Consider the following 13,520-nt stretch of genomic DNA (forward strand, 5'->3'; position numbering starts at 1 on the left):
CTCCCCCTTTTCCTGAGGAGTCGTAGCATGTCCCGAAGCGCAACCGATTCTCGCGATCTTGTTATCAGCCGCCTGCTCAGCGCGCCCGTCCCTGCCCTGTGGCGCGCGTGGGCCGACCCGGCATTACTCAAAACCTGGTGGTGCCCGAAGCCCTGGCAAACCGAGGTGCTGGCCTTTGATTTTCGCGCCGGCGGGGCCTTTCACACCGTGATGCACGGCCCTGACGGTGAACGCAGCGATAACCCCGGCTGTTTTCTTGAGGTTATCCCGCAACAAAAAATCGTCATGACCTCGATGCTGACGGCGGATTATCGTCCCGCCGTTTCCCCCTTCGCGATGACGGCCATCATCACCTTTGCCGATGAACAGGGCGGGTGTCGCTATACGGCCACGGTGCTGCATGCCGACGATGAAACCCGCGAGCAGCATGAGCAGATGGGATTTTTCGAGGGCTGGAATATTGTCATCGATCAGCTGAATGACCTGGCGCTGACCCTGCGCTAATACACGCCCCTGCCAATAGTAAAAAGGCCTTCCATCAGGGAAGGCCTTTTGCATCCTATTAACCTGTTACGGGCGATAAACTTTTACGTTGCTGAAGCCCTGCTCGCGCAGATAAAGCGCCTGCAGACGGCTCATCACCCCGCGTTCGCACCACAGCAGCCAGGTTTTGCTCTGATCGAGATCGCCAAATTTGGTGCTCAGCTTGTAGAACGGCAGGGAAACGACCTCAACCCCCTCGACCTTCAGCGGCTTGTCTTCCTGCTCGTCGATGGAGCGAATATCGAGGATCGCATCGTTGGCGCCAAAGCCGGTCACGGTTTCCACTTCCACCACCGTCTCTTCCGTCTGCTGGGCGATTTCGCGAATATCGATATTGCTCGCCTCTTCCACCACTTTATCGAGGATGCTGAAATCGAAGTGTTCTTCTTCCGCTTCAATCTTCGCCTTCACCGCCTTCACGGTCGGGCTTTTGGAGATCACGCCGCAGTACTCCGGCATGGTGCGGGCGAAATCTTCCGTGCCGATCTCGCGGGCCAGGTCGATGATGTGCTCTTTATCGTGCGAAATCAGCGGACGCAGGATCAGGGTATCGGAGACGTTGTCGATCAGGCGCAGGTTGGTGAGAGTCTGACTGGAGACCTGGCCCAGCGCTTCGCCGGTGACCAGCGCCTGCACGCCGTAGCGTTCCGCGACCTTTGACGCGGCGCGGACCATCATGCGCTTGAGCACCACGCCCATCTGACCGTCATCCACTTTTTCGAGGATTTCGCCGACCACCGGCTCAAAGTTAATCGCCACAAAGCGAACGCGGTGCGAGCTGCCGAAGCGGTTCCACAGATAATGCGCGACCTGGCGGACGCCAATCTCATGGGCGGCGCCGCCAAGGTTAAAGAAGCAGTAGTGCACACGGCAGCCGCGGCGCATCAGCATGTAGCTGGAGACGCCGGAGTCAAAGCCGCCGGAAATCAGCGACAGCACATCTTCCTGCGTGCCGATCGGGAAGCCGCCGATACCTTCATAGCGGCCTTTCACCAGCAGCAGGCGATCGTTTTCAATCTCAAGATTGACGGTGACGTCCGGGTCGGTCAGCTTCACGCGCGCCGTTTCAATATGCTGATTCAGGCCGCCGCCGACGTAGCGCTCCACCTCAATTGAGGTGAATTCATGTTTGCCGCGACGCTTCACCCGCACGCAGAAGGTTTTGCCTTCCAGCGCCTCGCGCCACAGCGGCAGCGTCTGCTCAAAAATATCGTGCAGCGAGGTGAACGGTACGTCTTCGACTTCCAGAATATGGTGGATGCCGGGAATACGGGTCAGCGCATCGCGAATAGCCGGGCGCTGATTTTCATCTTTCGCGCGAACTTCGATATGATCCCAATGACGAACGACGGCCAGCGTCTCGTCATAGTTTTTGAGAACGTTACGAATGTTCCCGGTTAAGATTTTAATGAAGCGCAACCGCACAGATTGGCTTTTGATGGTGATTTCCGGGAACAATTTAATGATAAACTTCATGGCGACAATAGTTCGTTGGCAAGCCCGACGGGGCTTTAAGCAAAAGTTGTAAAGCAGCGCACACCGGTGCCTGCATCCTGGGCGCGGAGTATATCACCATTGCGCGTTATTTGCTTACACGCGTGACTTCGTTACCATACCCGGTATTGCCGTCGCGACATAACAAGAGTCTACATTCACTATGCCAAAGAAAAATGAGGCCCCGGCCAGCTTTGAAACTGCGCTGGGCGAACTGGAGCAGATCGTTAATCGTCTGGAAAGCGGCGATTTACCGTTAGAAGAAGCGCTCAGCGAATTTGAGCGCGGGGTCCAGCTGGCCCGCCAGGGGCAAAGCCAGCTACAGCAGGCCGAACAGCGCGTGCAGATCCTGCTGGCGGATAGTGAAGATTCCCCGACCACGCCTTTTACGCCGGACGCTGAATAAATGGATTTCCCGCAACAATTGCAGGCCTGTGTGGAACAGGCTAACGAGGCGCTGCGCCGTTTTATCGCGCCGCAGCCCTTTCAGAACACTCCGCTGGTGGAAGCGATGCATTATGGCGCACTCTTAGGCGGTAAACGCCTGCGTCCCTTCCTTGTCTACGCTACCGGCGAGATGTTCGGCGTGAGCCGCACCACGCTGGACGCCCCTGCCGCCGCGGTCGAATGCATTCATGCTTATTCCCTGATGCATGATGATTTGCCGGCGATGGATGATGACGATCTGCGTCGCGGACTGCCGACCTGCCATATTAAATTTGGCGAAGCCAACGCAATTCTTGCGGGAGATGCCCTGCAAACGCTGGCGTTTTCTATACTCAGTGATGCACCGATGACGGACGTCCCTGACCGGGATCGTCTGGCGATGGTTTCTGAACTGGCGCAGGCCAGCGGCGTGGCGGGCATGTGCGGCGGCCAGGCGCTGGATCTGCAGGCGGAAGGACAGCAGGTGAATCTGCAGGCGCTGGAGCGTATCCACCGCCACAAAACGGGCGCGCTGATCCGCGCCGCCGTCCGCATGGGGGCGCTGAGCGCCGGCGAACGTGGGCGCGCCGCCCTTCCCGCGCTGGATCGCTATGCGGAAAATATCGGCCTGGCCTTCCAGGTCCAGGATGACATTCTCGACGTGGTAGGGGATACTGCGACCCTTGGCAAACGTCAGGGTGCCGACCAGCAATTGGGTAAAAGCACCTATCCCGCCCTCCTGGGCCTTGAGCAAGCCCGGAAGAAAGCGCACGACCTGATCGCTGATGCCCGCCGGTCGTTAGATGAACTGGCCGCACAATCTCTGGATACTTCGGCACTGGAAGCGCTCGCGAATTACATTATTCAGCGCGATAAATAAACAATAAATGAGTCTCTGATGAGTTTTGATATTGCCAAATACCCGACCCTGGCGCTGGTAGATTCCACCCAGGAGTTGCGCCTGTTGCCAAAAGAGAGCCTGCCGAAGCTGTGTGATGAGCTGCGGCGCTACCTGCTGGACAGCGTCAGCCGCTCCAGCGGTCACTTTGCCTCTGGCCTCGGCACCGTGGAACTGACCGTGGCGCTGCACTACGTCTATAACACGCCCTTCGATCGCCTGATCTGGGACGTCGGCCACCAGGCCTACCCGCATAAAATTCTGACCGGCCGCCGCGACAAAATCGGCACCATTCGCCAGAAAGGCGGCCTGCACCCCTTCCCGTGGCGCGGTGAGAGCGAGTACGACGTACTGAGCGTCGGTCACTCCTCCACCTCCATTTCCGCTGGCATCGGGGTGGCTATCGCCGCCGCGAAAGAGGATAAGCAGCGGCGCGCGGTGTGCGTGATTGGCGACGGGGCGATCACCGCCGGCATGGCGTTTGAGGCGATGAACCACGCCGGAGATATCAAACCCGATCTGCTGGTGGTGCTGAATGACAATGAAATGTCGATCTCTGAGAACGTCGGCGCGCTGAACAATCATCTGGCGCAGCTGCTCTCCGGTAAGCTCTACTCCACCCTGCGCGAAGGCGGCAAAAAGGTCTTCTCCGGCGTACCGCCGATTAAAGAGCTGCTTAAGCGGACCGAAGAGCATATCAAAGGCATGGTGGTGCCTGGGACGCTGTTTGAAGAGCTGGGCTTTAACTACATCGGCCCGGTGGATGGCCACGATGTGCTCGGTCTGGTCAGCACGCTGAAGAACATGCGCGACCTGAAGGGCCCGCAGTTCCTGCATATTATGACCAAAAAAGGCCGCGGCTATGAGCCCGCCGAGAAAGACCCGATCACTTTCCACGCGGTGCCGAAGTTCGACCATACCAGCGGCGTGCTGCCCAAAAGCAGCGGCGGTCTCCCCTCCTACTCGAAAATCTTCGGCGACTGGCTGTGCGAAACGGCGGCCAAAGACAGCAAGCTGATGGCCATCACCCCGGCGATGCGCGAAGGTTCAGGGATGGTGGAATTTTCGAAGAAATTCCCCGATCAGTACTTTGACGTCGCCATCGCCGAGCAGCATGCGGTCACTTTCGCCGCCGGACTGGCGATTGGCGACTACAAGCCCGTCGTCGCCATCTACTCCACGTTCCTGCAGCGAGCCTACGATCAGGTGATCCACGATGTGGCTATTCAGAAGCTGCCGGTGCTGTTTGCCATCGACCGCGCCGGGATTGTCGGCGCAGACGGCCAGACGCATCAGGGGGCGTTCGATCTCTCCTTCCTGCGCTGTATTCCGGATATGGTGGTGATGACGCCGAGCGATGAAAATGAATGCCGCCAGATGCTGCACACCGGCTACCACTACAGTGACGGACCCTGCGCGGTGCGCTATCCGCGCGGCAGCGGCACCGGCGCAACGCTGGAGCCGCTGGCATCGCTGCCGATCGGCAAAGGGGTCGTGAAGCGCCAGGGCGAGAAGGTAGCGATCCTTAACTTCGGCACCCTGCTGCCGGAAGCCGCGGCGGTGGCGGACAAACTCAACGCCACCCTGGTGGATATGCGCTTTGTGAAGCCGCTGGATACCGCGCTGATCCTGCAGCTGGCAGGCGAGCACGACGTTCTGGTGACGCTGGAAGAGAACGCCATTATGGGCGGCGCCGGCAGCGGCGTGAATGAAGTGCTGATGGCCCATCGCCGGGCGGTACCGGTGCTTAATATTGGCCTGCCGGATGTCTTTATTCCTCAGGGCACTCAGGAAGAGATCCGCGCCGACCTCGGCCTTGATGCCGCCGGCATTGAAGCCAAAATCCTCGACTGGCTGGCATAATCGCCCCTCCCGCTCCTGCTATGCTTAAGGGATACCCTTGATGAATAGCAGGAGCGCACTATGCACTATATCCCCCTCGGCGATACTGCCTTACGTGTTTCCCGACTCTGCCTCGGCTGCATGACCTTCGGCGAGCCGGACCGCGGCAGGCACGCCTGGACGCTTCCGGAAGAGAGCAGTCGCCCGCTCATTCAGCACGCCATTGAAGGCGGCATCAACTTCTTCGATACCGCAAACAGCTACTCCGACGGCAGTAGCGAAGAGATCGTCGGCCGCGCCCTGCGCGACTTTGCCCGCCGCGATGAGGTGATTGTCGCCACCAAGGTCTATCACCAGGTCGGCGATCTGGCGGAAGGGCTTTCCCGGGCGCAGATCCTGCGCTCCATCGACGACAGCCTGCGCCGTCTCGGGATGGACTATGTCGACCTGTTGCAGATCCACCGCTGGGACTACAGCACCCCGATTGAAGAGACGCTCGAAGCGCTGGACGAGGTGGTGAAAGCCGGCAAAGCGCGCTATATCGGCGCCTCGTCCATGCATGCCCGGCAGTTTGCCCAGGCGCTGGCGCTTCAGCAGCAGAACGGCTGGGCGCGCTTCGTCACCATGCAGGATCACTACAACCTGATTTACCGGGAAGAAGAGAATGAGATGCTGCCCCTGTGCCAGCGTAACGGCGTGGCGGTGATCCCGTGGAGCCCGCTGGCGCGCGGCAGGCTGACCCGCCCATGGGGTGAGACCACCGCCCGGCTGGTATCGGATGAGTTCGGCAAATCGCTTTACAGCACCAGCGAAGAGAACGACGCGCAAATTGCCGGGAATCTCGCGGACGTGGCGGAAGAGCTCGACGCCAGTCGCGCGCAGGTCGCCCTCGCCTGGCTGTTAAGCAAGCCCGGCGTCGCCGCGCCGATTATCGGTCCGTCGCGTCAGGAGCAGCTCGATGACCTGCTGCTGGCGGTGGATTTGACGCTATCTTCGGAACAGATCGAAAAACTGGAGGCGCCCTATCAGCCGCATCCGGTGGTGGGATTTAAGTGACGGGCGTGATTTCCCCGACAGCATGGCGCTGCCGGGGAGAAGCGGTCAAAGCAGACCGATCGGCCAGTGATGGCCAATAACATACAGCACGCCGGCGGAGATCACGCCGGCGACGATATCGTCCACCATGATCCCCATTCCGCCGTGAATATTGCGGTCAAACCAGCGAATCGGCCACGGTTTCCACATATCGAAGATACGGAAAATGACGAAGCCGGCGGCCACCCACTGCCAGTCGAGGGTCGGCAGCGCCATCAGGGTGATCCACATCCCGACGAACTCGTCCCAGACGATGCTGCCGTGGTCATGGGTGCCCATATCTTTGGCCGTACGATGGCACAGATAGACTCCGATACAGATGCTCATCATCACCACCAGCGAGTAGAGCTGCCAGGGGAGAAAAGTCATCAGATACCAGAACGGGATCGCCGCCAGCGAGCCCATCGTCCCCGGCACCACCGGGCTTAAGCCGCTGCCAAAGCCGGTCGCCAGCAGATGCCACGGATTACGCATACTCAGGCGGCTAAGCGCCTCGTCTCGACTACGCAAAGTGATCGTATCCCTTTAAATCAAGCGTGACCGGCTTACCGTCGCGGATAAACTGCAGACCTTCGCTCTCCGGCGCAATCTGTCCGATACAGGTAAAACGCGCGCCTAGATGGCCAAGGGCCACGTCCAGCGCCCCGCGGTTCAGTTCCGGTACGGTAAAGCACAGTTCGTAATCTTCTCCACCGGCGAGCGCCCAGCGCAGCGCCTGCTCGGGCTCAACCTGGCGCAGCATGGCGTCGGAGTACGGCATGGCATCAAGATCGATGCGCGCGCCGCAGTCGCTGGCTTTGAGAATATGACCCAGATCGGAGATCAGGCCGTCGGAGAGATCGATGGCCGACGTCGCCAGGTCGCGCAGCGCCTGGCCCTGCAGCACGCGGGGCATCGGACGCAGGTGACGGGCCAGCAGGTAATCGGCATCCGTCGGCGCATCCACCGTCAGACGGTTCTGCAACAGCGCCAGGCCGGCGGCGCTGTCCCCCGGGGTGCCGGTGACATAGATCCAGTCTCCCGGCTTCGCGCCTGAACGTTTCATGGCGCGCCCTGGCGGCACAAAGCCGTGGATACCCAGGGTCATGGCGAGCGGGCCGCGGGTGGTATCGCCGCCAATCAGCTGCATATCGTAGTAGTCAAGCTGGACAAACAGGCTGTCGCTGAAGGCTTCCAGCCAGGCTTCATCCACCTCCGGCAAGGTCAGCGCCAGGGTGAGCCACGCCGGCTCCGCGCCCATCGCCGCGAGGTCGCTCAGGTTTACCGCCAGCGCTTTATAGGCGAGGTCGGCCGGGTCGATATCGGGTAAGAAGTGATTGCCCGCCACCAGAGTGTCGGTGCTGATTGCCAGCGTTTTTTTCTCGGGAATATTCAGGAGAGCGCAGTCGTCGCCGATACCGGTTTCGACATCAAGACGAGCGCTTTTAACGCGATCAAAATAACGGGCAATCAGGGAGAATTCGCCACATGCCATACGTTATGCCTCAGCAAAATAATAAATAAGGCCGGGTTGCGAGGCGACCCTCGCAAAACCCGGCCTGCAGTTTACTTCTTGTGGGGACGAATTACCGGAGCCGCTTTGTCCAGCACGCCGTTGACGAACTTGTGGCTATCTTCAGCGCCGAAGGTTTTCGCCAGTTCGATAGCTTCATTGATGGCCACTTTATACGGTACGTCATCACGTTTGGATAGCTCAAACAGCGCGATACGCAGCACCGCTTTTTCCACCTGACCCAGCTCTTCCAGCTGACGGGACAGGTAGGGCTTCATCAGGCCGTCGAGGTACGCGCTGTTAGTCGCCACTCCGGACAGCAGTTCGCGGAAATACAGAACATCAACATCTTTTACGTCCTGTTCCGCCAGGAACTGGTATTCGACATCAGCGATGTCGTTGTGGGACAACTGCCAGGAGTAGAGCGCCTGAACGGCACACTCACGGGCGCGGCGACGAGCAGCAGGTTTCACGGAATTCCCCTTACAAAAATCAGGCCTTGATGGCTTTCAATACGTTAATCATTTCCAGCGCGGTCAGCGCAGCTTCAGCGCCTTTGTTACCGGCTTTGGTGCCAGCGCGCTCGATGGCTTGTTCAATACTTTCAGTGGTCAGAACACCAAAGGCTACCGGGATTTCGCTGTCCTGAGCGACGTGCGCCAGGCCATTGCTGGCACCGCCAGCCACATATTCAAAGTGGGCGGTACCGCCGCGAATCACCGTACCCAGCGCAATCACCGCGTCATATTTACCGGTTTTCGCCAGTGCGCCAGCCGCCAGCGGCAGCTCGTACGCGCCTGGAACCCAAACAACGGTGATGTTTTCATCTTTTACCTGACCAATGCGTTTCAGGGCGTCAATCGCACCTTCCAGCAGGCTGTCATTGATAAAGTTGTTGAAACGCGCAATGGTGATGGCGACGCGAGCGTCCGGGGTAGCAACGTTAGCTTCAATAATGTTCATACTCTTCCTTCGGGTTCATGTGCCCCGCAAGGGGGGCGGATTTTATCATATTATTCTGAGCGCTGCTTCCTAATAATCAGGAAAGCCTCACGCAGTGGTTAAATGCAGGCAGACATCCGGGCCAACCTGACGTATCTCATTGAATTTGAAATGGGGCGCCTGGCTCAGTTCTTCAAGCCCCGGCAGCGCGCATAATCCACGCGCCGCATTGCCTAACAGTTTAGGCGCAATATAGACGATAAGCTCGTCGACCAGGCCCGCCTGCAGCAGCGCCCCGGCAAGCGTGGCCCCCGCCTCCACCCAGATGCTGTTGATCTGCTGTTTGCCAAGCAGCATCATCAGCAGCACCAGATCGAGATGGCCGTTATGTTCCGGAACCAGCAGCGTGCGCACGCTGTCCGGCCACTGGCGCTCATCGGCGCCCAGGCGGGCAAACAGCATTTCCCCCGCCTGCTGCACCATACGATGCTCAGGCGTGACGCGGTTCTGGCTGTCGATAACGACGCGCAGCGGCTGGCGCAAATTCTCTTCGGGATACAGCGCCTGGGTATCGGCGCTCAGCTCCTGCCAGCGCACGGTCAGCGCCGGATCGTCCGCCAGCACGGTGGCGCTGCTGGTCAGGATAGCATGGCTCTGGGCGCGCAAACGCTGCACGTCGCGTCGCGCCTGCGGGGAGGTGATCCACTGGCTTTCGCCGCTGGCCATCGCCGTGCGGCCGTCCAGCGAGGCGCCCAGCTTGAGCTGGACCCAGGGAAAACCGGTGCGCATCCGCTTCAGGAAGCCCTTATTCAGCGCTTCCGCCTCGTTCATCATCAGCCCGTGGCTGACGTCAATACCGGCCTGCTGCAGACGGTACAGGCCGCGCCCCGCCACCTGCGGGTTAGGATCCTGCATCGCGGCGACCACGCGGCTGACGCCGGCGGCAATCAGGGCGTCGCAGCACGGCGGCGTACGACCGTGGTGGCTGCAGGGCTCGAGGGTGACGTAGGCGGTGGCGCCTCGCGCCTTTTCCCCGGCCATCCGCAGGGCGTGCACTTCGGCATGCGGCTCGCCGGCGCGATAGTGGAACCCTTCGCCGACGATCTCGCCGTCTTTAACAATGACGCAGCCAACGTTAGGGTTAGGATGGGTGGTAAAGCGACCGCGGGCGGCGAGCTTGAGCGCACGCGCCATGTACATTTCGTCCTGCATGGCTTAGTCCTGTAAGCGGGCGATCTCTTCGCCGAATTCTTTGATATCTTCGAAGCTGCGATAGACCGACGCAAAGCGAATATAGGCGACTTTATCCAGTTTTTTCAGCTGCTCCATCACCAGGTTGCCGATCATTTTGCTGGCCACTTCGCGCTCGCCGGTGCCGCGCAGATGGGTTTTGATATGGTTGACCGCCATTTCGACGTCATCGGCGCTGACCGGACGTTTCTCCAGCGCTTTCAGCATCCCACTGCGCAGCTTGTCTTCGTTGAAGGGTTCACGCACATCGTTACTCTTCACCACCCGCGGCATGACCAGCTCCGCCACTTCGAAGGTAGTAAAGCGCTCATTACAGACCAGACACTGCCGACGGCGACGCACGGAAGAGCCTTCCCCTACCAGACGAGAGTCGATCACTTTGGTATCCACGGCGAAACAGAAAGGGCAATGCATAGCGCGTCCTGACAGGTAGTTAAACTGAAGGGTAGTTTACCGCGAAGTGACCTGACTACAAAGAAAGAGCTTTTGAGACAAAGGATCTATGGGAGAGTCAGGCGGTTTGGCTACCATTAAGCATCCTCTGCAAACGGAATCCTGACTATGACAAGACGTTACCTGAAACTCGCCATCGCGGGCAGCCTGTTTACCCTGACCGCCTGCGCCCAGCAAAGCGAAATCCGCCAGATGCACCAGAGCGTGAGTACGCTGAGCCAGGAGATGACCCAGCTAAATCAGCAAACGATCAAAATTACCCAGCAAAACGCGCTGAACGCGAAATCCACCCGCGGCGTCTATCTGCTGCCGGAGGCGAAAACCCCGGCGCGGCTGGAGAGCCAGATCGGCACCCTGCGCATGTCGGTGGCGAGCATTACGCCGGATGGCGACGGGTCACGCCTGACCTTACGTATTCAGGGCGAATCCAACGATCCGCTGCCGGCCTTTACCGCCACCGTCGCCTCCGGACAGGTCACCGGTACTACCCACAGCTACCAGGAAGTGAATGTTCAGGATCAATTGATCAGCGCCCCGGCCAGCATTCTCGCCCCCAGCGATGTCGATATCCCGCTGCGCCTGAACGTGACGCCGGACAAAGTCGGTTTTATTCGCGTCCACGATATCCAGCCCGCCGCCGCGCAGTAAGCCTTGCCGCCGGGCTTCCCCCTGCCCGGCGACGCCCTGTCCCGTTATTCTTATCCACTTACAACTTTTCGCAAGAGTTCATTAGAAATCGTTCTGCATCGCGATTTTCAGTAGCATTTTGTCAAGAAATGCATAGAATCGTGAACGCAATCGATTACGCATGTTCTGGTTATGTGAAACAACACGTATTTTTGTGAGCAATGATTCCTATAATAGACCCCCACAGAAACACGAAATATTTAGAAACGCTTCGGCACTTCTTTTAACGCCTTCAGGCTCAATTTAAACAGTGGCATTCCTATGAAAAAAACATTACTGGCAGCGGGTGCGGTTGTGGCGCTCTCCACTTCTTTTACCGCGGGCGCGGCAGAAAACGATAAACCGCAGTATCTGTCTGACTGGTGGCACCAGAGTGTTAACGTGGTGGGTAGCTACCACACCCGTTTTGGACCGCAGATCCGTAACGATACCTACCTGGAATACGAAGCGTTCGCCAAAAAAGACTGGTTTGATTTCTACGGCTATATCGATGCCCCGGTATTCTTCGGCGGCAACAGCACGGCAAAAGGTATCTGGAACAACGGCTCCCCGCTGTTTATGGAGATCGAACCGCGCTTCTCTATCGATAAGCTGACCAACACCGACCTGAGCTTCGGGCCGTTCAAAGAGTGGTATTTCGCGAACAACTATATCTACGATATGGGCCGCAATGACTCCCAGGAGCAGAGCACCTGGTATATGGGTCTGGGTACCGATATCGACACCGGCCTGCCGATGAGCCTGTCGCTGAACGTCTACGCCAAATACCAGTGGCAGAACTACGGCGCGTCCAACGAAAACGAGTGGGACGGCTACCGCTTCAAAGTGAAATACTTTGTGCCGCTGACCGACCTGTGGGGCGGTTCGCTGAGCTACATCGGCTTCACCAACTTCGACTGGGGCTCTGACCTCGGCGATGACAACTTCTACGATCTGAACGGGAAGCACGCGCGCACCAGCAACTCCATCGCCTCCAGCCATATCCTGGCGCTGAACTATGCGCACTGGCACTACTCGGTGGTGGCCCGTTACTTCCATAACGGCGGCCAGTGGGCTGACGATGCCAAGCTGAACTTCGGCGATGGCGATTTCAGCGTCCGCTCAACCGGTTGGGGTGGTTACTTCGTGGTTGGTTACAACTTCTGATTGCTGAAACGGCAGGACAGCGCCCGGGCCACCCGGGCGTTTTTATTTCTCCCACACGTCGCAGCGGACCTTGCGCAGAAAATCGCTTAACGAGCGGTCGGCGCACTCGCTGAATCGACGCTCGGTCGCCCTGACCGCCAGACAGCGGTCGAGGCGAAAGTTGCGATAATCATTGCGCAGCTCGCACCAGGCCACCAGCAGCCAGCGCTCCCCCCAGAAAAACAGCCCCAGCGGCAGCACGTCGCGCTCGGTCACCCGACCGGACTCATCCTGATAGCGCAGCGCCAGCACCTGCTGGCTGGAGACCGCCTGATGAATGACGTCAAAGAAGGTTTTGGCATAGCGATGGGCGCCGAGATCGGGGGCAAACAGGCGGGTCTGCTCCGCCTGGCGCCGGCGCGCCTCCGGCAGGATCGCCAGCATCTTCTCCTGGGCAGACTCCAGCGATTGCGACAGCGCCTCGCCGCCCCAGGTTTTCAGCAGCCGGATCGCGGCGATCAGCGCTTCGGATTCTTTGGTGGTCAGCATCAGCGGCGGCAGATCGTAGCCCGCCAGCAGGCGATAACCACTCCCCGCCTCGCCCTCCACCGGCACGCCGGAGAGGGAGAGATCGCGAATATCGCGATACACGGTGCGCTCCGACACGCCCAGCCGCTCCGCCAGCAGCGCGGCGGTAGTGAGCCGCCTGCCGCGCAGGATCTGCACAATCTGAAATAAACGGTCGGCGCGTCGGGTCATGTCTCACTTCACAAAAAGTTCAGGTTAAGCCGGTTGGTGCAGGCCGACGCGGTTGCCCTCGCTGTCAGTAAACAGCGCGATGGTGCCAATATCATTCGGCAGCGTCAGCGGCCCGAAAACACATGCCCCACCCGCCGAGGCAACGCGGTCGAGGGTGGCGGCAAGATGGTCTGTATGCAGGTAAATAATAGCGCCCTGCGCAGAGGGCGCGATACCCTCAAATTTGGCCAGCGCGCCGCCGGGGGCCGGATCCTGATGCGGGAACACCGCCAGCTCGGCGCAGTCCATGGTTTCGCGACGCAGTGTCACCTGCATCACCGGCTCATAAAACGCGACGGCGCGATCCATATCGGCGACCGGAATTTCAAACCAGTTAATCACGTTATTCATACTTCCTCCTGCTCGTTAGTGAGTTCAGAAGGAGTGTATGGGAGGGCTCCTGACAGCATACTGTCAGCAGGTTTTGTCGCGGGCAAAAAAAATCCCGGCCGCCTGGCCGGGATTGCGTTATTT

16 protein-coding genes are annotated in these 13,520 nt (G+C 59.2%); 7 read left to right on the forward strand and 9 right to left on the reverse strand.

Annotation, left to right across the window (positions count from 1 at the left end):
- Window positions 1-27: 27 nt before the first annotated feature.
- A complete protein-coding gene (locus ABLX76_RS08265) occupies window positions 28-504 on the forward strand; it encodes an SRPBCC family protein (protein ID WP_023288600.1) in 477 nt (158 codons plus the stop codon).
- 66 nt (window positions 505-570) lie between these two features.
- On the opposite strand, the gene thiI is transcribed toward ABLX76_RS08265, so the two are convergent.
- Window positions 571-2,019 (reverse strand): tRNA uracil 4-sulfurtransferase ThiI, encoded by a 1,449-nt coding sequence (thiI, locus tag ABLX76_RS08270; RefSeq protein ID WP_004151340.1) that lies wholly within the window; start codon window positions 2,017-2,019, stop codon window positions 571-573.
- Between the two features lie 181 nt (window positions 2,020-2,200).
- On the opposite strand from thiI, the gene xseB reads away from it, so the two are divergent.
- From xseB to ABLX76_RS08290, 4 genes are read left to right on the forward strand one after another with little or no spacing between them, the layout of a single operon-like run.
- The gene (xseB, locus tag ABLX76_RS08275) at window positions 2,201-2,443 is read left to right on the forward strand and encodes an exodeoxyribonuclease VII small subunit (protein WP_004204824.1); all 243 of its coding nucleotides are present in this window, start codon (window positions 2,201-2,203) and stop codon (window positions 2,441-2,443) included.
- The gene (gene ispA / locus ABLX76_RS08280; protein ID WP_004204826.1) at window positions 2,444-3,343 is read left to right on the forward strand and encodes a (2E,6E)-farnesyl diphosphate synthase; all 900 of its coding nucleotides are present in this window, start codon (window positions 2,444-2,446) and stop codon (window positions 3,341-3,343) included. It begins immediately after the preceding gene.
- A gap of 18 nt (window positions 3,344-3,361) precedes the next feature.
- Window positions 3,362-5,224 (forward strand): 1-deoxy-D-xylulose-5-phosphate synthase, encoded by a 1,863-nt coding sequence (gene dxs / locus ABLX76_RS08285; RefSeq protein ID WP_023288599.1) that lies wholly within the window; start codon window positions 3,362-3,364, stop codon window positions 5,222-5,224.
- A gap of 60 nt (window positions 5,225-5,284) precedes the next feature.
- A complete protein-coding gene (locus ABLX76_RS08290) occupies window positions 5,285-6,259 on the forward strand; it encodes an aldo/keto reductase (RefSeq protein WP_348874417.1) in 975 nt (324 codons plus the stop codon).
- A gap of 45 nt (window positions 6,260-6,304) precedes the next feature.
- Here ABLX76_RS08290 and pgpA read toward each other — a convergent pair whose 3' ends face one another.
- From pgpA to nrdR, 6 genes are all read right to left on the reverse strand, one after another.
- Entirely contained in the window at window positions 6,305-6,808 is a 504-nt protein-coding gene (gene pgpA, locus ABLX76_RS08295; RefSeq protein WP_004177266.1) for a phosphatidylglycerophosphatase A, read from the reverse strand.
- A complete protein-coding gene (gene thiL, locus ABLX76_RS08300) occupies window positions 6,801-7,772 on the reverse strand; it encodes a thiamine-phosphate kinase (RefSeq protein ID WP_023288597.1) in 972 nt (323 codons plus the stop codon). Before thiL ends, pgpA begins: the two co-directional genes overlap by 8 nt.
- 71 nt (window positions 7,773-7,843) lie before the next feature.
- Complete coding sequence (gene nusB / locus ABLX76_RS08305) at window positions 7,844-8,263, reverse strand: transcription antitermination factor NusB (RefSeq protein ID WP_002891356.1); 420 nt, start codon at window positions 8,261-8,263, stop codon at window positions 7,844-7,846.
- 19 nt (window positions 8,264-8,282) lie between these two features.
- Window positions 8,283-8,753, reverse strand: coding sequence for a 6,7-dimethyl-8-ribityllumazine synthase (gene ribE / locus ABLX76_RS08310; RefSeq protein ID WP_001021161.1), 471 nt, complete (start codon window positions 8,751-8,753; stop codon window positions 8,283-8,285).
- Between the two features lie 87 nt (window positions 8,754-8,840).
- On the reverse strand, window positions 8,841-9,944 hold the full coding sequence (gene ribD / locus ABLX76_RS08315) for a bifunctional diaminohydroxyphosphoribosylaminopyrimidine deaminase/5-amino-6-(5-phosphoribosylamino)uracil reductase RibD (RefSeq protein ID WP_348874418.1): 1,104 nt from the start codon (window positions 9,942-9,944) through the stop codon (window positions 8,841-8,843).
- Between the two features lie 3 nt (window positions 9,945-9,947).
- A complete protein-coding gene (gene nrdR / locus ABLX76_RS08320) occupies window positions 9,948-10,397 on the reverse strand; it encodes a transcriptional regulator NrdR (protein WP_002890417.1) in 450 nt (149 codons plus the stop codon).
- Between the two features lie 147 nt (window positions 10,398-10,544).
- Here nrdR and ABLX76_RS08325 point away from each other — a divergent pair, with 147 nt between their 5' ends.
- Complete coding sequence (locus ABLX76_RS08325; RefSeq protein WP_348874419.1) at window positions 10,545-11,084, forward strand: DUF3251 domain-containing protein; 540 nt, start codon at window positions 10,545-10,547, stop codon at window positions 11,082-11,084.
- Between the two features lie 300 nt (window positions 11,085-11,384).
- Window positions 11,385-12,269, forward strand: a complete 885-nt coding sequence (locus ABLX76_RS08330; RefSeq protein ID WP_004204836.1) for a nucleoside-specific channel-forming protein Tsx — start codon at window positions 11,385-11,387, stop codon at window positions 12,267-12,269.
- Window positions 12,270-12,311: 42 nt separating this feature from the next.
- Here ABLX76_RS08330 and ABLX76_RS08335 read toward each other — a convergent pair whose 3' ends face one another.
- Together ABLX76_RS08335 and ABLX76_RS08340 are read right to left on the reverse strand one after the other, a co-directional pair.
- Window positions 12,312-13,007 carry a YafY family protein gene (locus tag ABLX76_RS08335; protein ID WP_049013800.1) on the reverse strand — a complete coding sequence of 232 codons (696 nt, stop codon included), beginning with the start codon at window positions 13,005-13,007 and terminating at the stop codon, window positions 12,312-12,314.
- Window positions 13,008-13,031: 24 nt separating this feature from the next.
- A complete protein-coding gene (locus ABLX76_RS08340) occupies window positions 13,032-13,397 on the reverse strand; it encodes a VOC family protein (RefSeq protein WP_016160371.1) in 366 nt (121 codons plus the stop codon).
- Window positions 13,398-13,520 lie beyond the last annotated feature (123 nt).

The sequence above is a fragment of the Klebsiella sp. JB_Kp004 genome (genome assembly GCF_040065795.1).
GTDB lineage: Bacteria > Pseudomonadota > Gammaproteobacteria > Enterobacterales > Enterobacteriaceae > Klebsiella > Klebsiella quasipneumoniae.